This is a genomic window from Paenibacillus sp. XY044 (assembly GCF_002257645.1).
GTDB lineage: Bacteria > Bacillota > Bacilli > Paenibacillales > Paenibacillaceae > Paenibacillus_AQ.
The window spans coordinates 111687-129865 of sequence record NZ_NQMO01000009.1; the positions used below are offsets into that span (position 1 = coordinate 111687).

Annotated in this window: 16 protein-coding genes; 2 read left to right on the forward strand and 14 right to left on the reverse strand. The window is 52.0% G+C overall.

Annotated features, from left to right (window positions below; all coding sequences use genetic code 11):
* Positions 1-110: 110 nt before the first annotated feature.
* The 13 genes from atzF to CJP46_RS28740 all read right to left on the reverse strand — a co-directional run bounded on the left by atzF (position 111) and on the right by CJP46_RS28740 (position 15827).
* Complete coding sequence (gene atzF / locus CJP46_RS28680; RefSeq protein ID WP_094599055.1) at positions 111-1907, reverse strand: allophanate hydrolase; 1797 nt, start codon at positions 1905-1907, stop codon at positions 111-113.
* Between the two features lie 49 nt (positions 1908-1956).
* Positions 1957-3624 (reverse strand): PucR family transcriptional regulator, encoded by a 1668-nt coding sequence (locus CJP46_RS28685; protein ID WP_094599056.1) that lies wholly within the window; start codon positions 3622-3624, stop codon positions 1957-1959.
* Positions 3625-3642: 18 nt separating this feature from the next.
* Positions 3643-4944, reverse strand: coding sequence for a cytosine permease (locus tag CJP46_RS28690; RefSeq protein ID WP_218831061.1), 1302 nt, complete (start codon positions 4942-4944; stop codon positions 3643-3645).
* A 32-nt stretch (positions 4945-4976) separates the two neighbouring features.
* On the reverse strand, positions 4977-5678 hold the full coding sequence (gene biuH / locus CJP46_RS28695; protein ID WP_094599058.1) for a biuret amidohydrolase: 702 nt from the start codon (positions 5676-5678) through the stop codon (positions 4977-4979).
* A 343-nt stretch (positions 5679-6021) separates the two neighbouring features.
* Positions 6022-6630, reverse strand: coding sequence for a flavin reductase family protein (locus CJP46_RS28700; protein WP_094599059.1), 609 nt, complete (start codon positions 6628-6630; stop codon positions 6022-6024).
* A 20-nt stretch (positions 6631-6650) separates the two neighbouring features.
* Entirely contained in the window at positions 6651-7589 is a 939-nt protein-coding gene (locus CJP46_RS28705) for a ring-cleaving dioxygenase (RefSeq protein WP_094599060.1), read from the reverse strand.
* Positions 7590-7622: 33 nt separating this feature from the next.
* A complete protein-coding gene (locus CJP46_RS28710; protein WP_094599061.1) occupies positions 7623-8057 on the reverse strand; it encodes a MarR family winged helix-turn-helix transcriptional regulator in 435 nt (144 codons plus the stop codon).
* 148 nt (positions 8058-8205) lie between these two features.
* On the reverse strand, positions 8206-9303 hold the full coding sequence (locus CJP46_RS28715; RefSeq protein ID WP_094599062.1) for a Ger(x)C family spore germination protein: 1098 nt from the start codon (positions 9301-9303) through the stop codon (positions 8206-8208).
* Positions 9300-10385, reverse strand: a complete 1086-nt coding sequence (locus tag CJP46_RS28720; protein ID WP_094599063.1) for a GerAB/ArcD/ProY family transporter — start codon at positions 10383-10385, stop codon at positions 9300-9302. Before CJP46_RS28720 ends, CJP46_RS28715 begins: the two co-directional genes overlap by 4 nt.
* Positions 10386-10395: 10 nt before the next feature.
* The gene (locus CJP46_RS28725) at positions 10396-11889 is read right to left on the reverse strand and encodes a spore germination protein (protein WP_256992578.1); all 1494 of its coding nucleotides are present in this window, start codon (positions 11887-11889) and stop codon (positions 10396-10398) included.
* Positions 11890-12080: 191 nt separating this feature from the next.
* Entirely contained in the window at positions 12081-12491 is a 411-nt protein-coding gene (locus CJP46_RS28730; protein ID WP_094599064.1) for a hypothetical protein, read from the reverse strand.
* Between the two features lie 124 nt (positions 12492-12615).
* Entirely contained in the window at positions 12616-15114 is a 2499-nt protein-coding gene (locus tag CJP46_RS28735) for a glycosylhydrolase-like jelly roll fold domain-containing protein (protein WP_094599065.1), read from the reverse strand.
* Between the two features lie 335 nt (positions 15115-15449).
* Positions 15450-15827: a steroid Delta-isomerase gene (locus tag CJP46_RS28740; protein WP_094599066.1), complete on the reverse strand. Its 378-nt coding sequence runs from the start codon at positions 15825-15827 to the stop codon at positions 15450-15452.
* 280 nt (positions 15828-16107) lie between these two features.
* Here CJP46_RS28740 and CJP46_RS28745 point away from each other — a divergent pair, with 280 nt between their 5' ends.
* Both CJP46_RS28745 and CJP46_RS28750 read left to right on the forward strand, forming a co-directional pair.
* Positions 16108-16503, forward strand: coding sequence for a nuclear transport factor 2 family protein (locus CJP46_RS28745; RefSeq protein ID WP_094599067.1), 396 nt, complete (start codon positions 16108-16110; stop codon positions 16501-16503).
* Between the two features lie 34 nt (positions 16504-16537).
* Positions 16538-17425, forward strand: coding sequence for an NmrA family NAD(P)-binding protein (locus CJP46_RS28750; protein WP_094599068.1), 888 nt, complete (start codon positions 16538-16540; stop codon positions 17423-17425).
* Positions 17426-17506: 81 nt separating this feature from the next.
* Here the strand turns inward: CJP46_RS28750 and CJP46_RS28755 are convergent, their stop codons facing one another.
* Positions 17507-18109 carry a TetR/AcrR family transcriptional regulator gene (locus CJP46_RS28755; RefSeq protein ID WP_094599069.1) on the reverse strand — a complete coding sequence of 201 codons (603 nt, stop codon included), beginning with the start codon at positions 18107-18109 and terminating at the stop codon, positions 17507-17509.
* Positions 18110-18179 lie beyond the last annotated feature (70 nt).

The following is an 18179-nucleotide window of genomic DNA, read 5'->3' on the forward strand; positions in this document are numbered from 1 at the left end:
TCAAGTATAATTCCTGATAGGGCTTGCTGTGTTGTTTCGGGACCTCAACCGGCAGTAACTCTTCAGCATCTGAACTCCATCATATCGAATGCGCTTGTCCGCTGTACCCTCTATTGACCGGTCACGGACACTGCATTTTTCCAACCCCCGGATGCAGTAATGTCACATAATCCTTCGGCGGCATAGGCTTCGCACAGGAATCCGGGAATCTCCCGCCCGTCCTCCAGCTCGACTTTTCCGATTCCAAGCGGGGCAGGAATGGAGGCTGTGAATTCGCCGAAGGCCGACAGAGGCATTTCCCATACTTCCAGTCGAAGCTTCGCTCCTCCCGCGGGAACTTTGATCAGCCCCGGCTTGGCAGGAACCGTGTCCAGCTTGACCATGCGATACTTCGGGGCGGTTAATGTCTCCCTCACAAAGCGCGCACCCGAAGCGCACATTTGCTTCTCGAGCGGGAATCCCCGCATGTGCAGGCCGCATACGGCAACCTGCGTAGTATCGGATTTCACGGAAACCTCCGGCTCCAGGGCCGGGCGGTTCCGATCCTCGAATTTCCCCGCTGTATACTCAATCAGATGTTCATTTCCGGAAAGGGCGAAGAACGTAACTCCGAAAGGAAGATCCTCCGCTGCATCACCCCCAGGCATCGCAGCAGCGCACAGGTCCAGCAGATTGCAATGATTGGTGTAACGTCCCAGTTCGCGGTTCGTGTTCAGCGGATCACGGGCCACATCCTCCCTGCGCCAAGTACCACCGCAGGTTGGCAGGACCAAAACGGCGCAGGCCAGCATGGCGGCAGTCTTCCGCTTGTATTGCTGCAGGAGGTGTATCGCCTGAAATACTGAACTTGCGTCATAGTCCTTATCGGCACCCGACCGCAATATTTGCTCCGTTACCGGAAGAACACTGCCTGGACGATTCTGGACAAAATCCCCCAGGCTAGCCCAACGTTCCGCCACCCAGGCGCCATCGTATAAAAGTTTCGCCGCTTCCCTAAACAAGGAAATATCGATACGTTCGATCGGAATACCCAAAGACTCGATCCGCCGTAACGCCCGCCCCCAAGCCTGCTCGTACTCCGCCGCAAACGGTCCGAAGAACAGATCGGTTTGTTCGGGAATCAGCAGTTTTAGCGGCGCCTGCGCAGGGTTCATCGGAAGTGCCTTAGACCAGCAGTCCCCGTCATCGACAGAACGGACGATCCGGTCCACGGTCAGGGCATCCTGAAGCTGGTTCGTAAATACCGTGACGCAATCCAGACTGGCCGAAGCGGGAACAACCCCGCCCACCGACCAGGCTCCGAGGCTTGGCTTCCAGCCGACCAGCCGGTTCAAGGCGGCAGGCACTCTTCCCGAACCGGCCGTGTCCGTCCCCAGGGAGAAGGCTGCTTGGCCCCGGGCCACGGCAACGGAGGAGCCGGAACTGGAACCACCGCTGATCAGCTCCGGTTTCAAGGCGTTATGCGTTTCGCCATAGGGACTCCGGGTTCCGACCAGACCCGTTGCAAATTGATCCAGATTGGTTTTGCCAACGGGGATGGCCCCCGCGTCAATCAGTTTCTGGACGACGAAAGCGTGCTCGCCCGGTTCGTATTGAAAATCCGGGCAGGCTGCGGTTGTTGGATAACCGGCTACGTCCACGTTATCTTTGACCGCGAAGGGAATACCCCATAGCGGACAATTCGCGGGGTCCAAGGCTTCAAGCTGCTCAAGATAAGGTGCAATCCGCTCCATGGTGGGAGCTTCAATCCATATATTCATCTCCCTGTCCGCTTCCGCACGTTCTATAATCTCCTCGATGACCTGCCTTGGGGTGATTCTCCGTTCTTGATAAAGGTCCATTAAACGGGTGATGGTCAACGACTCGGGTAAGCTTGTTTTTCGCGCGATGGTACGTATGGTATTCATGACGCCTCTGCCCCTCTCTTGTGTGCATGTTTCACTGTTCACTCCATGCTCATAACGCATCGTTTTCGTTGAATTTGGCCTGCATGGCGTACAGCTTCATCGCAAGCTCCAGCTGCAGGCGGTCGTCTGCGCGATCAAAGCTGATCTGAAGCAGCTCCTCGATCCGTTCCAGCCGGTGCATGATCGTGTTGTAATGCGTAAATAACGCAGCCGCGGTTTTCTTCGCATTCAGATTGTGCTCCAGATAGGTTCTGGCAGTCAGCAGCAAGGAAGCCCCGTGCCTGTCATCGTAAACGGTGAGAGGCATGATATATAGGTCCCGAAATCGGTAAGCCTCCTCCTCGTCGGAGAGCAAATACAGCAGGCGGTAGATGCCGAGCTGTTCCATGGTAACGTATGTCTGCCCCATCCCCGTGATTTCGGATATCATAGCCACCTTCACCGCTTCCTGGTAACTGTCCTGAACCTGCTCCAACGATGGAGCCCCGCTCCCGGTGCATAAAGAAAAGGAAGGATCATCCGGATTCGCAAATAACAAGGCAAGCTCTTCCCACACGCGGCGAACAGCTGATTCGGCGTCCGATCCGGCCGCGATGAACACGAGCTCGTCACGGATGACAACTCCCTGAATATCGCCATGATGTACCCGGGCGTTCTTCGAGCCGTCCAAGGAACGCAGATGCATCACAGCCTGCTTGAACCTGCCCCGGCTTGGACGGGATCCGAGCGGCCTAGCCAATATGACGAAAAGAGGCTCTGGATCCGGCAAGGACAAGCCGCAGGCCTCTGCCCTCATGCGTATGTCCTTTTCCGTGGGAACACGGCCAAGAAGCCAATCCAGAAGAAACTGATCCAAATATTTAGATTCGATTTCCTCGCGCATCCGTATGGCCGCAAGCTCCATTCCGATCAGAACGCCGACCCTCTCCAGGAGAAGGATATCCAGCTTCGTGTGCGGTGCAGGGGAATCTGCCGTGATCAGCACGGCGAAATGTTCCATTCCGTTTGCATAGATAGGCGTTGCCCGAATGGATAGATCCCCGTGAACCACCGTAGTCCCCGCAAGCTTTCCACGTTGAATCTCCTGCCATTGGCCAGACGGCTTCACCCCGTAAATGTTCTCCAAGCCAGCCGTCATTTCAGAGGCATACAGACGCCCGCCGTCATCGAAAAGCGCCACCGGCCGCTGCATGATGTCTTCTAGACGCGCGATGAATTCATCCAGCGGTTTCCCTTCCAGCATCAGCTGCGACAATTGCTGTACATGATGGTTCAGCACCGTTAGCATTCCGGTCTCCTGCGCAAGCACTCTTTCCATCGTTTCCCGCTGCACTTCCGAGAACACGGTATGGGGAGGCAGCTCGAAAATCGGAAAGCCGTGCTTTTCCGCCAGCTCGATCGCGTCTTCGGGGATTTCAGCCATAAAGCGTTTGGTCTTTATTCCAAGCGCCGCTACGCCCTTTTTTACCAGCTTGGGGATCATGCCGGCCAGCATCGCAGGATCATCCCGAAAAGGATATCCCGTCGTCATCAAAAACTCGCCCGCTTGAGCCCAATCGCTAATATCGGGAACCTCCATAACATTGGCATGAGTTACCGGATGGTGAAGCCCGGCCTCCCCTGCCCGAAGGCGAACGCCGGCCAGATGGGGAAGCTCGAGGATATCAGCGCAAGTAAATTCGGTGTATGCGGATTGGGACCGTCCATGATTGTTCATATCGCATTTCCCTTTTCCTTAACTTTGTTTTTGCGCGGGATCCATGATGAGCTTACTCCCCGGCTCCGCGGCCGCGGAGGAGTTTGCGGTCGTCAGAGTAACGATCACATACGATAAGCCGCCGGCAAGCATGGACATCACGGCCGTGGACAGGAACGGCGCAAACCGGTCGACGATCAGGCCGACCAAAGCGCCGACCACCCAAGCGGCAAAAGCGGAAATCCGCACCGTTCGGCTAATATCGGCTTCCCTGCGAAGGAAGAGCTGGTCGCAAAGGATGACCGCACCGATCGGAGGCACGATGATGCCCAGTAAATTAAGCCAGTCGGTAAAATGGTTCCACGCCCCGGATACGGCGAGGATCGTGCCGATCACGCCAAGGACGACGGCCGTTCCCCGCATTTTTCGTCCTGTCAGGCTGGACCAGCCGACAGACGCGTTATAGAGGCAGTGGGCACAGACGCTGCCCAAATTAAGAAACAAGAGGAGTACCGAAACGAAGGCGACCGCCCCACCTTTGCCGGCGATATACTGGAACAGGTCCGAATTCCGGCTTGCCGCGGCTGCAATCAGCCCGCCGAAAACCATGGCGATCATGCAGGCGAGCGGGAACGCCGTAAACGTAGCGGCCAGTGCCTGTTTCTTATTTCTGGACCAGCGGTTGAAGTCGGCGGCCATCGTTCCGGAATCGGCAAACAATGAGATGACCATCGTCACGGCTATGCCCATGCTGATCGTGCCCGTCCCTTTGAAGCCGGTGATGGAGGAGAATCCGCTGTTCGAGGTAGCGTCGTAGACGGCCCACAGTCCGATGAGGAAGAAAAACGGCGCCGAAACTGCCCCGATATAGGTGAGTGCTTTTACGCCGAAGAGGGTCAGGACGATATACAGCACGCCGGCGATTAACGTGATGAGGAGAGCGCTGCTGCCGAAAGCATCATGCATGCTGCTGCCCGTCAGGCCGGTTTGGACCGCAAACCAGCCGATGACCAGCGTGGACAGCAGGCCCGATACGACGCGGGCACCTTTACTGCCAAAAGTAATGGCCGATTGAAGCGAGAAGTTGTATCCTTTATTCGCCGATAGCATAGCGAGGACGCCCACGTAACCAAACAAAATAAGATTCCCGATCAGAATGGACAGCATGCCGCTCCAGAATCCGAGTCCGCCGACGATGGCCGCCCCCGTAACCGCGCTGGTCATGATCATCGGAAATCCGACCCAGACCAAGGACACGGAAAAAACGCTTTTGCGCGCCTCGACAGGAACCGCAGAGTTTTCGTACTCTTCTTCTAATATCTGATGCTCTTGTTCTCTCATCGAAATCATCCCCCTGAGTGGAATTCGCAAATTTATACTGCGGTCTTCTTGTGAAGCTGTCTGAGGACGGCGATCACCGCTTCGGAGTCGGAGACGGCGCCGAAGACGCCGCCCTGCATCGTGACCATATGCAGTGCCGCCAGGTGATTGCCCGGGTCCGTCGCTCCGGTGCAGTCCTCAAGAATGACGCATTCATACCCGCGGTCATTCGCTTCCCGCATCGTCGTATGCACGCAAACGTCCGTCGTAATTCCCGTCAGAATGAGGTTGCGAATGCCCTTGGTCCGCAAAATCATATCGAGGTCCGTGGCGTAGAAGCAGCCTTTGCCAGGTTTGTCTAGTACGATTTCGCCCGGAAGTGGGGCCAATTCTTCGATAATGTTCCATCCCGGCTGATTGCGGACGAGAATCCGTCCCGCGGGCCCTTCGGAGCCGATTTCGGCACCGATTTGCTTGCTGCGCCATCTTTTGTTAGCCGGAAGGTCGGACAGATCCTCGCGGTGCCCTTCTCTCGTATGGATCACAGTAAGGCCGTCAATGCTGCGGGCACAGACAAGCAGCCGCTGAATTGGCCCAATCGCCCGCCGTGTCAAAGACAGGTCATAGCCCATTTGGTCCACGTAACCGCCTTTTCCGCAAAAATCAATCTGCATGTCAATAATGATCAGCGCCGTATTTTCGGCTCTCAAGTCTCCGTCAAACGGATAGGAATACGGTCTCGATTCCAGATGCATGATGTTCCACTCCTCGCAATAATGAAATACATCCAATAACTAACATGTAATGTTACTTTAACTACATTATTTGTTATATTATATTACATGAAAATAAGAAAGTCACTGTAAACATTTCATAATAGATTTTCTTCTATGGTGTGAATTGTTTACAATATCAGCGGAAAACAATGCAGTTAAAAGCCAAATTCCCCATCAAGTCAACCATATTAGCCGTTCATATAGTATTTTGAGAATTATTAAACTCATCACTTACATGTAATATAATATGACACGTAAGTGAATAAGGCTGAATATTAGCAAAACAAAAAACCAGCTTCTATAAGAAGCTGGTTTTTTATCTTTACTGCGGACGCTCAATCGTGAAAATGTCGCCGATTTGCGCGTAATGGTTGCCGGCCAGCCGGCTTACCGCTGCCAGACGCCGGGCGTCGATCCTGCCGTTCTCGTACAGATCCTCCTGGATATGAAACTGAACGATTTTGCCGATAATGAAGTCGCATCCGTCAGAACCCGTTCCGCCGAGCTCAAGCGCATGTTCGAGCACGCATTCCATCCGGATTTTGGCTTCGGCGACGCCCGGAACGGACACTTTCGTACTTTCGATCGTCGTCAGTCCGGCCTTTTCAATTTCGCTTTGGTCCGGAGGCAGCTTTGCGGCGGTTTCATTCACTTGCCGGACATTCTGCTCATCCACGATATGAACAACAAACTCTTTGAGATCGCGAATGTTTCTGGCCGTATCCTTGAGCTCTCCGCCCGTCCGCTGAATGGACAGTGATATCATCGGCGGATTGCTGGATACGATATTAAAATAGCTGAACGGCGCTCCGTTCAATACGCCATCCAGGGACTTCGTCGTCACAAACGCAATGGGTCTGGGAATGATGCTCCCAATCAGCAGTTTGTAATTATCCCTCTCCTTCTGGGCCAGAGGATCAATGGAAATCATGCGAATCGCCCCTTCCTAAATTAGTCCAGCGTTCTGACTTCAAACGGAAGCAGAACCCGTTCAAGCTCGGCCCGATGAGGTTCGTATTGCGCCGGCAGCATCAACCGCTGTCCCATCGTTTCCAAAGACTCGTCATGGGCAAATCCTGGAGGATCCGTGGCGATTTCAAACAAGATTTCCCCGTGTTCTTTAAAATAAACGGCATTGAAATAGTTGCGGTCGCGCACATGCGTCACGTGATAGCCGTTGTCGGCGACATAGCTCTGCCAGTCCAACTGATCCTGGTCATCTTTGGCCCGCCAGGCGATATGGTGAACCGTCCCGACGCCCATTTGGCCGCGGCCTGACGATGTCAGCTTCAGATCGATGACGTTGCCGATATCCGCGGAAGAACGGTACCGGGCCAAATCTCCTTCTTTGCCGATGAGTTCCAAGCCCATTACCTTCTCCAGCAATTCCGCCGTCTGCTCCGAATGGGCAGAATACAAGGTCGCGCCGCCAAATCCTTTGATCGCTACGTCCGCAGTCACGCCGCCAAAGCTCCAGGAATTAGGCTCTCCTTCCTCCCGTTCGACGATTTCCAAATGGAGTCCGTGCGGATCGTCAAACGTCAAGTACGTTTCGCCAAAGCGCTGCGTTTTTGTAAAAGGAACCTGCAACTGCTCCAGCCGTTTTTCCCAGAAGGGCATCGCACCCGCAGGCACAACATAAGAAGTCACTCCAACTTGGCCGTCACCAATCTTGCCCTGGTACGCGTTGGCCCAAGGGAAAAACGTAATGATCGTCCCCGGTTTGCCGCCTTCATTGCCAAAGTACAGATGATATGTACCCGGATCGTCGAAATTGACCGTTTTCTTCACCAGGCGAAGCCCCAATACGCCGGCGTAAAAATCGACATTCTCCTGCGGATGACCCACAATGGCCGTAATATGGTGAATTCCCATCGTTTTTTTATTCATTTTAATTCCTCCCGTTTTTTGGATGTATTGATTTTAAATTTGTGCGTGAAGCTGATGCTTGACTTTTCCGAGCAGCTGTATGAATGTGTCCGTCTCCTCTTCCGACAGTGATCCGAACAGGTGCTCAACCCGTTCCCGGTGTCTCGGCATGATGGATTGCATGAACTCCTCCCCTTCGCGGGTAAGAACCAGGTGGATGACCCGGCGATCGTCCGGACACGGCATCCGTTTGAGCATGTTCTTGCGCTCCAGCTTATCGATCACATAAGTCATGGATCCGCTTGACACCAAAATGCGCTGCGCGACTTCGTGGATCGTCTGTTTGCCATGGAAGTAGAGGACTTCCAGTACTGAAAATTCCGTAACATGAAGGTCGGTTTTCGCGAGTTCGGCTCTTATGCATTCCTGGATTTCTTTAGAAGTCTGCATTAACGCCAGGTACGCCTTATTTTTGCAAGTGGTTTGCATCGGATCTCCTCCCTTCAAAAACCTTAAAATTATTTGTCTTTAATTTGAGATATTTGATTATGAGACAATTCTATGCCTAAAACGGATCGGTGTCAACCCCTTTTTTTCGCTATTCTGCACCATCTCTTCCGTTCCTTATTTCACGGTTCTAGAGGGTTTGTCCGGAATTGATTATTTTTAAATCGACATTGCATTTTACGGTAAGGTGAGAATACTCTTCGTACCAGTCAAGTTTCTTCCATGCCGGATAACTCATACTGTTGCGCACATAAGCGCCTATCCCGATACTGTCCACCTTGTTATCCTGCATAAACTTGATCATCTCTTCGGCTCTTCTCTCTACATGTCTGGCAGCCTGCTGCAATAATCGATTTCGGTCCTCATCATTGTGCAGCTTCAACTTTCCGATATACTCCAGTACAGATCCGGACGCCTTGATGTTAATCATGACCACAGGTTTACCCTGTTTGTCGTGAACAATATCGACCGTTCGGTTGCTTTTCAGAGAAGTAAACGTGAGCAGCTCTTTATGCTTTCCTTCCGCGACCAGATGGATCGTCATATCTGCATGCCGCAGATTATGCCGTAACAACGCCAATATATGCAAATCATCCGGTTTGATCCTGGTAATGTATCTGTCCCCTCGAAACAGACCCACGCCGGAGACCGCAATCGTATCTCCCGCGTCTTTGATGATGGGCGCGATCGGATCAATTCCGTCATCGTAATAATCCCGTATGAATTCGTACAGCGTAGCCTCAGGCACCGTCTGATACGAAGCTTCCTTATCCAGTAAAGTGTATATGTACCGGTCGGTTCTGGGGTGCTCCTTGTAATTTTTTTTAAGTAATTCATAGGCATCCCCATCAGCCAGAGTAATCTTGACTTTAGGTGGAATCGACGGGTCCCGGCTCAGCGTATCCATTTGGTTCAAAAGGCCGTTTTCGGCTAAGGGCAGGCTAAAGAGAAGGTTGCGCAATTGGCCGTTAACCAATAGGAGACTGGTTTGTCTGACCAATTTGGGTTGAGAGTCTTTACTGCTGTGCGCAATGGCTTGCAGCACTTCCCGGTCCGTCTTTGAGTTCGGGTCTGCCTTCGGGACGCTCAGCCCGATTTTAAAATTGTGGTCCGGCAAAAGATCGTAGCTGATCGTATGGCAAAATCCCGTTCTCTCCAATATGTGCTGATCGCCGCATCCCGTAAGCACGGCAAGGGTCAACAATAATCCGGACCATCTTTTGTTCATGGTTGTAACTCACCTCTGCTTCGTTGAATAAGCAACAACAGGATTAGGGCAATCGGGAAGCCGAAAGCAAAACCGATTTCGATGTATCCTGCGTATTGCAGCCACCTTTGGGCTTCCATCAGCACTTTCGGGATAAAGGAGATCATATAGCCGAACAAAATAATCACAAAACTTAATACCGCATTTTTTAATTTAGGGAACATCCTTTTTCCGACCTCAACGGCAGCCCAGCTATTCATCGCCGTCGTGATCATGGTCGTAAATAAAAGAAAACCGTAGAGCAGATTCTCGATGCGTTCAATAAGCGGTAGGTGAACATAAGCAAACAAGTTTAAAATAGGGTACTGCAATACCTTCAATTGGCCTAAACTGAAAAAACCGAAGGATATGAATGAGATGAATACATAAGAGATCGTCACCATCCCGCTGCTTACAAATGCCGACCGCATTAAGTGCGTTTTTTTATCCGAGTATGGAAATAGCAGTATCGTCAGCTCATATCCGAGAAATGCAGGGTACGCATCGAAAAACCCTTTGATCTTATCCGGATTTCCGCCTTGAAAGATGAAAGGGGTTAGCCTGGTCAACCTCACGTCATGGTAGAAAAAAAGAAATAAAAAGAGGATCCACACCGTGATGATATAAAAAATAGTCGAAACTTTGGCAATATTGTATATTTCTTTATTAATTAACAAGTAGGCGAGCGCACAAAAAGTAAACATAAAGACCATCGGGTTGGTGGAGGAAAATGCGATAATTTGAAAGATAAGAATGTACTCCTTCGCAGCTAAACAGCCGATCGTTACCCAGAAACAACATAAAAAAAGGTATATCGGGAACAGAAGGACTTTGGAAATCGACCGTTCCATCATTTCGAGCACGGATTTCCCTTTGGCAAGCCGGTAAACGACAGCGATAATAGCTGTATTTAAAAACACAACCGGCGCCAAGATGAGTATCGCGAGCCAGCCGTTCGTTCCAAAATGCTGGGCCAGCAATCGGGGAAGACTAAAACTGTATACACCTACTTGCGTCATATAAATTAATATAGTGACATGAAACGCAGATAACTTCTCCTTCATGAGCCGTCACCTACTTTCTGGGCTTTTGTCTTACCCGGTTTGGAGTCTTGGTTTGCGAAGGTCTTTCGTCAAGGACGGAAAATGGAGCCCGAATAAACGTATCTTTCCAATCCCTGAACTTAAAAGGACTAACCGGGGTTAAATATGACGAGCCGAGGCTCAATACTCCCCCCAGATGGATAATGATCGCCGTGAATCCGACCGCAATTCCAAAATTCCCCCAAATCCCCGCCAAAACAATGATCCCGAAACGAATGATTCGTATCGATCCGCTCATGGCATAACTGGGAATAACAAAAGAGGAAATCGCAGAGATCGCCACGGCGATGATTAAAATATTGCTCGTGAGACCGGCCTGAACGGCTGCCTGTCCAATGACGATCCCCCCGACGATACCGATGGTTTGTCCAATTTTCGTTGGTAACCGGGCGCCGGCTTCTCTCAGCAGCTCGATCGTGGTTTCCATGAGCAGGGCTTCGTATAAAGGAGGAAAGGGTACTCTGCTTCTGGATTCCGTTAACGGGATCAGCAGATTTTCAGGAATCATCTCATAATGATACGTCGTAACGGAAACGTATAGGGCGGTGAAGGCCACCGTGATGATAAAGGCAATAAATCGGAGAAAGCGAATCCCTGTGCCGACCATCCATCTTTGATAGTAATCATCCGAGGAAGAAAAAAATTCGAACACGGATGTAGGTGCACTAAAAGCCGAGGGGCTTCCGTCGCAAATACCGACGACCTTTCCAGCAACCAATTTGGATGCAATCGCGTCCGGACGTTCCGAAGTCATGAATTGGGGAAACACGGATTTCGGACTATCTTCTATGCATTGAATGAGCATCGAGGTGTCATACATCGCATCCATTTCAATGGCTTTAATTCTGCGGATCGCCTCATGGACGTAATCCATGTTTGCGATTCCCTCGATGTAAAGGATAAAGACGTCCGTTTTGGTGATTTCCCCAGCGGATAACCGGATCACTTTCAAATGTGAGCTTCGAATCCGGCTGCGAATCAGCGCCAGGTTGGTTCCCGCACGTTCGGTAAAAGCATCATGGGGACCGGTAATGACGGTCTCCGTTTCCGATTGGGTAACGGCGCGCGATTCTGGGCCAAATACATCCACTAAATAGGCGGATTGCCCGTAGAAGACTGCTACCTGCCCGGAAAGAATCCCTTTAATGATTTGCTTACTGTCTTCATTTTTTGAAAACTGGCTTTGCTCCAACAAGTCGGACACTTCATCTTCACCAGCTTGCAGCAACGGGTTCAATACGTCCCGGGTCAGTTTGTCCATGTCCATCATGAGACTAAAATAAACGATATCAACGTGAATGTTCGGATAGGTTCGGTGCACCAGATCCGCACAATCGTCAAATTGGTCCAGCGTATGTTTAAGGGTTGGTTGTTCGTTGATTTCAGGGTATGACGTGACGATCGCTTCTTGCGGATTAGATTCATCCTTGAGCATGGCCTTCCATACTTGCTTGAAAAATGACATTTGTCGGTCCCCTTGCATCACGGTTTATGAATCTTTCTCATCATTTTCGCCATTTCGCGGAGCCCATATACTTGAGAATCGTTGTCCACGATTGTATGCGCGAAGGACGGCCATATGCGAAAAGCTCCTCTTCGAGACGGCTGCACAAGGGCTGTGCAGCCGCAGGAAGAGGAGCAGATCCTGCCGTTTTTTCAGTGCATCTCAATCGGAGTTATGTCCCGGTTCAAACTCAAATTGACGGAATCCACATCCTCGATTAATACCTGCATCGAATTGAGCAGGGACAGGGTCAATCCGAAATTTTCGATATCCTTCTGGGGTTCAGGCATGGACAGAAACCGCGACAAGGTCGGGTTCAAGGCGTTCTGAAGCGTGACCTTCTCCAAAGTAACCAGCTTCTCATCGATCCGCTGCTGAATTTGCAGAATCGTTTGTCTGTTGGCCACTGAAATTTCGTCGACGATTTTGTCGCTGGCCACGATATACGCAATCAAGCCCATAATCAATACGGGAATCGTTGCGAGCAGCGAAGCGGCAACCAGCACTTTTTTGAATTCCGGCCCGGATGTCGATGCAAAGTAAGTCCACGGTTTTCTCATCATTGATCTCCCCCCTCACCGGTCTCAAAATGAGGAAGAATCACCCTCTCGCCGGGATGATTCTTCTCACAGAACGTCTCATATGATCAATAATCCGATAAAATGATGATTTACCTGACAAAAAAACTCAATTAGTCGACACCTTTATCAGCTGTACCGGGCCCAACAGACCGGACGGGAAGGACTTGCCGTCAAACCGGTTGGCCAGGCTATTGGTAACAGACACGCGCAGGCAATTCGTTCCAGGGAGCAGCCCCGCTTCTGCAATGTCAAAAACGTAAGGCTTCCACATCCGGACCCCCGCCTCCCGGCCGTTCACATGCAGCCGAACGAATTCATGGGCATCGCCGAGATCAAGCATGAGCTCCGCCCACTCGGACGGATCCGCCACCTCAAGACTCCTCTCGTAAATAACCGTTCCCGAGAAGTGGTTCATCCCTTCCCAACAAGTCCAAGACGACAGCGAAGGGAGCTCGCCGGTCCATGGCCCAACCACCACCTGCCAGCCTTCCGACAAGTCCTCGACCGAAACATTCCCGGCCCTTATGCTCTGAACCGGCTGCGCTGTCACGCTTGACCCCTGGTCGTCCAAGGACGGATTCACGGCAATGATGATGCATTCCCTGCGCTCCAAGCGTATGTCGACGATCTGTCCATCCTTCGTTCGCACCGTCCCCGCCGCTTCGCATTCTCCCGTCCAAGGCCGCCAATATTCGGTCGTACCGGCGTGGTTCATCCATAGAGCACCTTCGTATCCTTCTTCGCCTTCATTGACGATGACACTGAAGCAGATACCGTTCTTCGTAACCCGGCTGATCCGAATGGCTTCCGCGGCGGGTTCGAGCCTATGCGTTCCGCCCAGCCTGCGCCCCAGCTCTTCCGGAATCTCTTCGACTCGGCTTACCGCGACCTGGCCGATATTCGCGCTCTGCTCGCCTACAGGATCCCATTCGAGGATCACGCCGCCCTGATTGGCAAACGTCCTCAGATTTTGCCGGCTGGCTGGCGTCATCCGAAGAGAATCCTCAATCAAGATCGCTTTATAACGGTAACCGGCAATCGCAATCGTCCCGTCCTCTATCTGGCAGGAGGTGTTCAGCAGCGATTCCTCCAAGTAATTGAACTCGATCTGCTGCTCATACAGCGGCTTGACGATTTGCCAAGGCAGGTACTTTGGCCCCGCCAGTACAGCGATCTCCGCCCCGTTCACGCCGCCCGTCATCATCCAGCTCATCCGCTTGATGTACCTTGCGAACCGGCCGTACTCAGGCCACCAAATGTTGTGAGGCCCAACATCCGGCGGACGCTCGTCCCTGCGCTCCCCGCGGATGGAGTAATAAAAGGCATGCGGGCTGATCAGATTGACGCCCCGGACGAACAGCCAGTCCAGGTACCATTTCATATTGTCAGCGCTCAGCGACCATCCGCCCTCGATTCCGCAGACGCCGAAGCATTCGTTCAGGTTTCTCCGTCTCCCCCGGTGACGCGCGGCATCCGACGAACACTTGCCCATGGTACTGTGCACGCCTATGAGCGACTTGCCGTCTTCAGGGGCAATATACCTCCAAACGACATCCTGCCCAGGGATATGAAAATGCTCCAGCAAACCGATGTCGTCGCTACCTGCCGGATGACCGGTGAGGCTAATGCCGTGGGCCTCGCACCAATCGGCGATTTGCTTATAATACGTGCGCGCCAGCCGGTTCCGAACCGCGGTTTCGTAGGCTTCCCGAACCGAAACGGTCGAGTCCCCCATCTCGAGCCACAGCGCCGGCAAATCCTGCTCGCGAAAGCCGCCGGCGATAAGCTCATTCAGGAAGCCGTTCGTCCATGGCTTCAGGCCCCGGGTATGTCCGCGGCCGAGCAGATCCGGTTCGTCGGTGAAAAAGGCGAACACGGTCGTTCCAAAATAGCGATGCAGCCTTTGATAGTATCTTTCATGCGTTATCGTAATAAAGGACTTCACCGCATCCGGATTTAGCAAATCAGCCGCTAACGGGGCATCGGGCTCGCCATCGTCCTGTCCGGGATGAACGCCGCGGATGGTTCCCTGTGATGGAGTCTCGACGAAACATAAGAGCGACCAATTTCCTTCATCCGGCGGCGTGAACGACACACCGTCGTTCACATACTCGAGCACGAGTGTCGTTCCACCTCGGACTTCACCCGTGGGCTGCTTGGCGACGGCTTGTACCGATACCAGCGTCTCCCCCGGCGACAGTGCGAAAGGAACCCGTACGGGGCTGGATCCTTTATCGCACGGGATCTCCTGAAGCCGCAGCCCCAGGCTTGCAAATCCGGGATTCTGCTGTACGACGAGTCCGCAGGCGGATCCGGAAGGATACATCCCTTCGTCATACAGAATGACCCGCATCCCCAGATCGGCGGCTTCTGATACGGCGGTTTCGACCAAATCCATGTACTTCTCCGATAAATAAGGGATCTCTCGAGGCATTCCCATCCGCGGGTGAATGACAAAGCCCGCCACCTCTTTGGCATGAAAATCACGGATCTGGCGGATGATTTCCTCCTCGGATAATGCATCGTTCCAGAACCAAAAGGGGATGGGGCTGAATTCAGCAGGCGGGTCGGCAAACTGCTGTTTAAGATTTTCGATTTCCGTCATGATCGGCACCTCATTTCACGTTGATCAACAATCCTTACCTGTAGATATACGCATATGGATCCTTTTTTAAGGAAGCGGTTTCAATTCAAACTACATCGATCTTATCGTCATGCAATGGAAAGGACAATATTAAAATTGTGCGGAATCATATAATAATATTGCTTTAGGGCTGTGCCTCCCCAGAATATCACCTGGTGCCGGACGTGAACATAATCAAATTTTATGATTATCCGGTATGTTGAGTATCCCAGTACTTCATCTCCCCAAAAAGACATAAAGCCGCCGCACCGGGCAGCATTTGCTCCCAGTACGGCGGCACTCATGCCAATGCCGTATCACTTGATGACCATGTCCCCCGGCCCCCAGTACGCCTTCATCGATATGATGCTGCCATTTTCGTCGAAAGTCATGACTTCTATAACCGGAATGGAAATGGTTTTTCCTTCGGCGGCGGTCGTTATATTCAGCGCCATCGCACCTGAATTGCTGTGTGATCCCCGTATAGGACCCTCAAGCCGGATTCGGGTATTCCCGTTAACCACCTTTTTGTAAAACTCAGCGATCGCGGATTTGCCTTCTACAGGCGGTGATCCGACCGGATCTTCCACGGTGGCTTCTTCCCCGAAAAGGGAAAGCACACCTTCCAAATCATCTTGATTGAAGCAGTCAATGTACTGTTTCATCGCGGTTTTGATTACGTGTTCCTGCGGCATGGTTTCCTCCTTCAGACTGATTTTCCGTCATTTAGTAGCGATTCTTTCCAATTCATATTTTATACTTCCCTTCGTCCGGATGCCAATGAAGGGCACTTTAGTCAAATGCAGAGCGAAATCGGCAGCCTGTTAACAGGGACTCCTTCCACCAAATTTCTCTTTTCCGGACTATTTAGTCAAAATATTATTGACCGTTCGGTCCGGAATTGTTATATTAAGTCCATACCTTTGGCTAATTGCTAAACAGGTCCAATCCACCACAGAAAGCGAGGCATCTGAAATGAGCACGAGTTCTTCCGCACAGGCTGAAACGATCATGCGATTATTTACAGACCGTATTATTCATAAAGATTATGAGGCTGTTCTCGATTTATTTGATGAGCATGTCATTTTTGAATTCCCTTATGCCCCTGAAGCGTTCGCAGCACGGCTGGACGGCAAAGCGGCGTTACAGCAGCATCTGGATATGCTGGATACACTGCTTGAGCTTCATTCTTTTACCAAACCGCTTGTTCATACGTCGGATGACTCCCCGGTATTTATTGCCCAGTACGAAGGAAGCGGAACGATCCTCGCGGATGGCAAACCGTATGCGCAGAAGTATATTTCCGTCATCGAGGTCAAGGACGATAAAATTGTCCGGTTTCAGGACTACTGGAACCCGTCAGCACTTTGATCATCACCCAATCGATACAAGAGGAGCTGTTCTTATGCATACCGATCCGTCTACTCGCATTCTGATCACGGGGGGACAAGGAAAAACATCCTCCCGGCTTGCACAACTATTAATCCATCAAGGCAACCCCATCCGAAGTGCGGGCCGCGGCCCGTCCAAGATAGAGAATGCGCTGGCAGACCATGTCCGCTTCGATTGGTACGACGATTCCACCCACGATGCGGCTCTACAAAGCATCGGTGCGGTTTATCTCGTCGCGCCGACGGGCATGCATCCCGAAGATGTCATGATTCCCTTTATCCGCAAAGCGTTGGACGCATCCGCCTCCCGGTTCGTTCTGCTGTCCAGTGCATCGGTAACGGAGCATGACCCCGTCTTCGGCCCCGTCCATCAGTACCTGAAAGAGCACGCCCCCGAGTGGGCCGTGCTGCGGCCTTCCTATTTCATGCAAAATTTTACGGAAGGCGGACACGGACATACGATGCGCCAGCAAGGTCAAATCTTCACGGCTGCCGGAGACGGCAAAGTCGGCTTCGTCGATGCGGATGATATTTCAGCCGTTGCCTTCCATGCGCTGACGGATAAGGAACCGCACAATACGGAGCATATCATTACGGGGCCCGAATCGCTCAGCTATGATGAAGCCGCAGCGGTAATCAACCGGCATACCGGCCTGGCCGTCAAGCACAGCCGTATTACGGAAGAGCAGCTGGCACAGTCGCTTGCAGCTGCCGGTATTCCGAACAAGTATGCCGAACTCCTGGCTGATCTGGATCGCCGTATTCGGACGGAAGGAGTGGAAGACCAAGTTACGGACACGGTAGTGCGAGTAACCGGGCGGGATCCGCGTTCCCTGGAAGATTTTATCCGGAGCCACCGGAGCTGGTTTGAACAAGGCTTACCGGCTGGAGAAATGGTCTAAGACGTTATCAGCACACAGAAAGGGGCTGCCCATGGTCATGATTGATGACACGGGACAGCCCTTTTAATATACCAGCCTGTTTTATTCATTACTGCTTTCATTTGACTTGAGGACAGACAGTACCATCCGCATAATACCGTACAGGTTCTGTTCGTCCATCCCCATCTTTGCCGCAACGACCAAGGATATCCGTTCATGCGCCAGAAACCGGGACAGGTCGCGGATATTGGTTTCCGGACCGATCTCGCCCCGCTCCCGCCCGTTCTCCAGCATGCTATAGAAAGCCTGTTCCACCTGTTCGGTGTTAGAACGGATATAGGCGGCCAGCTCCTCGTCATGAGGCGCTTGCTCAATCGCGCTGCTGATGATAAAGCACTCCCGGCGCAGCTCCGGGTCCGCAAGAGCGCTGATCATCGCCGTGAAAGCCAGCTTTACTTTATCAATAACCGCACCTGGCTGGTCCATCGATTCCAGCAAATCGCGATTTTTGCGATCCATATAATATTTGACGGCCGTAACGAACAGGTCACGCTTCGTTCCGTACGTGTCATACAAACTCTGGCGGGCGATGCCCAGCCCGGTTAACAAGTCCGGCAGCGAAGTGCCTTCATAGCCCCGGCTCCCGAAAACTTTCATCGCTTTATGCAGAACTTCATTCGTATCAAATGCTTTTGTTCTTGCCACTTTCAGCGCCCCTTTTCTCTTTAATCATAGGGCAAATATCGGGGAGCTGCAACGTCGGCGAAAGCTTGAC

Bases quoted from the DNA above. Each gene is read 5' to 3' on its own strand.
- atzF (WP_094599055.1), bottom strand. From the start codon at position 1,907: ATGAATACCATACGTACCATCGCGCGAAAAACAAGCTTACCCGAGTCG.
- CJP46_RS28685 (WP_094599056.1), bottom strand. From the start codon at position 3,624: ATGAACAATCATGGACGGTCCCAATCCGCATACACCGAATTTACTTGC.
- CJP46_RS28690 (WP_218831061.1), bottom strand. From the start codon at position 4,944: ATGAGAGAACAAGAGCATCAGATATTAGAAGAAGAGTACGAAAACTCT.
- biuH (WP_094599058.1), bottom strand. From the start codon at position 5,678: ATGCATCTGGAATCGAGACCGTATTCCTATCCGTTTGACGGAGACTTG.
- CJP46_RS28700 (WP_094599059.1), bottom strand. From the start codon at position 6,630: ATGATTTCCATTGATCCTCTGGCCCAGAAGGAGAGGGATAATTACAAA.
- CJP46_RS28705 (WP_094599060.1), bottom strand. From the start codon at position 7,589: ATGAATAAAAAAACGATGGGAATTCACCATATTACGGCCATTGTGGGT.
- CJP46_RS28710 (WP_094599061.1), bottom strand. From the start codon at position 8,057: ATGCAAACCACTTGCAAAAATAAGGCGTACCTGGCGTTAATGCAGACT.
- CJP46_RS28715 (WP_094599062.1), bottom strand. From the start codon at position 9,303: ATGAACAAAAGATGGTCCGGATTATTGTTGACCCTTGCCGTGCTTACG.
- CJP46_RS28720 (WP_094599063.1), bottom strand. From the start codon at position 10,385: ATGAAGGAGAAGTTATCTGCGTTTCATGTCACTATATTAATTTATATG.
- CJP46_RS28725 (WP_256992578.1), bottom strand. From the start codon at position 11,889: ATGTCATTTTTCAAGCAAGTATGGAAGGCCATGCTCAAGGATGAATCT.
- CJP46_RS28730 (WP_094599064.1), bottom strand. From the start codon at position 12,491: ATGATGAGAAAACCGTGGACTTACTTTGCATCGACATCCGGGCCGGAA.
- CJP46_RS28735 (WP_094599065.1), bottom strand. From the start codon at position 15,114: ATGACGGAAATCGAAAATCTTAAACAGCAGTTTGCCGACCCGCCTGCT.
- CJP46_RS28740 (WP_094599066.1), bottom strand. From the start codon at position 15,827: ATGCCGCAGGAACACGTAATCAAAACCGCGATGAAACAGTACATTGAC.
- CJP46_RS28745 (WP_094599067.1), top strand. From the start codon at position 16,108: ATGAGCACGAGTTCTTCCGCACAGGCTGAAACGATCATGCGATTATTT.
- CJP46_RS28750 (WP_094599068.1), top strand. From the start codon at position 16,538: ATGCATACCGATCCGTCTACTCGCATTCTGATCACGGGGGGACAAGGA.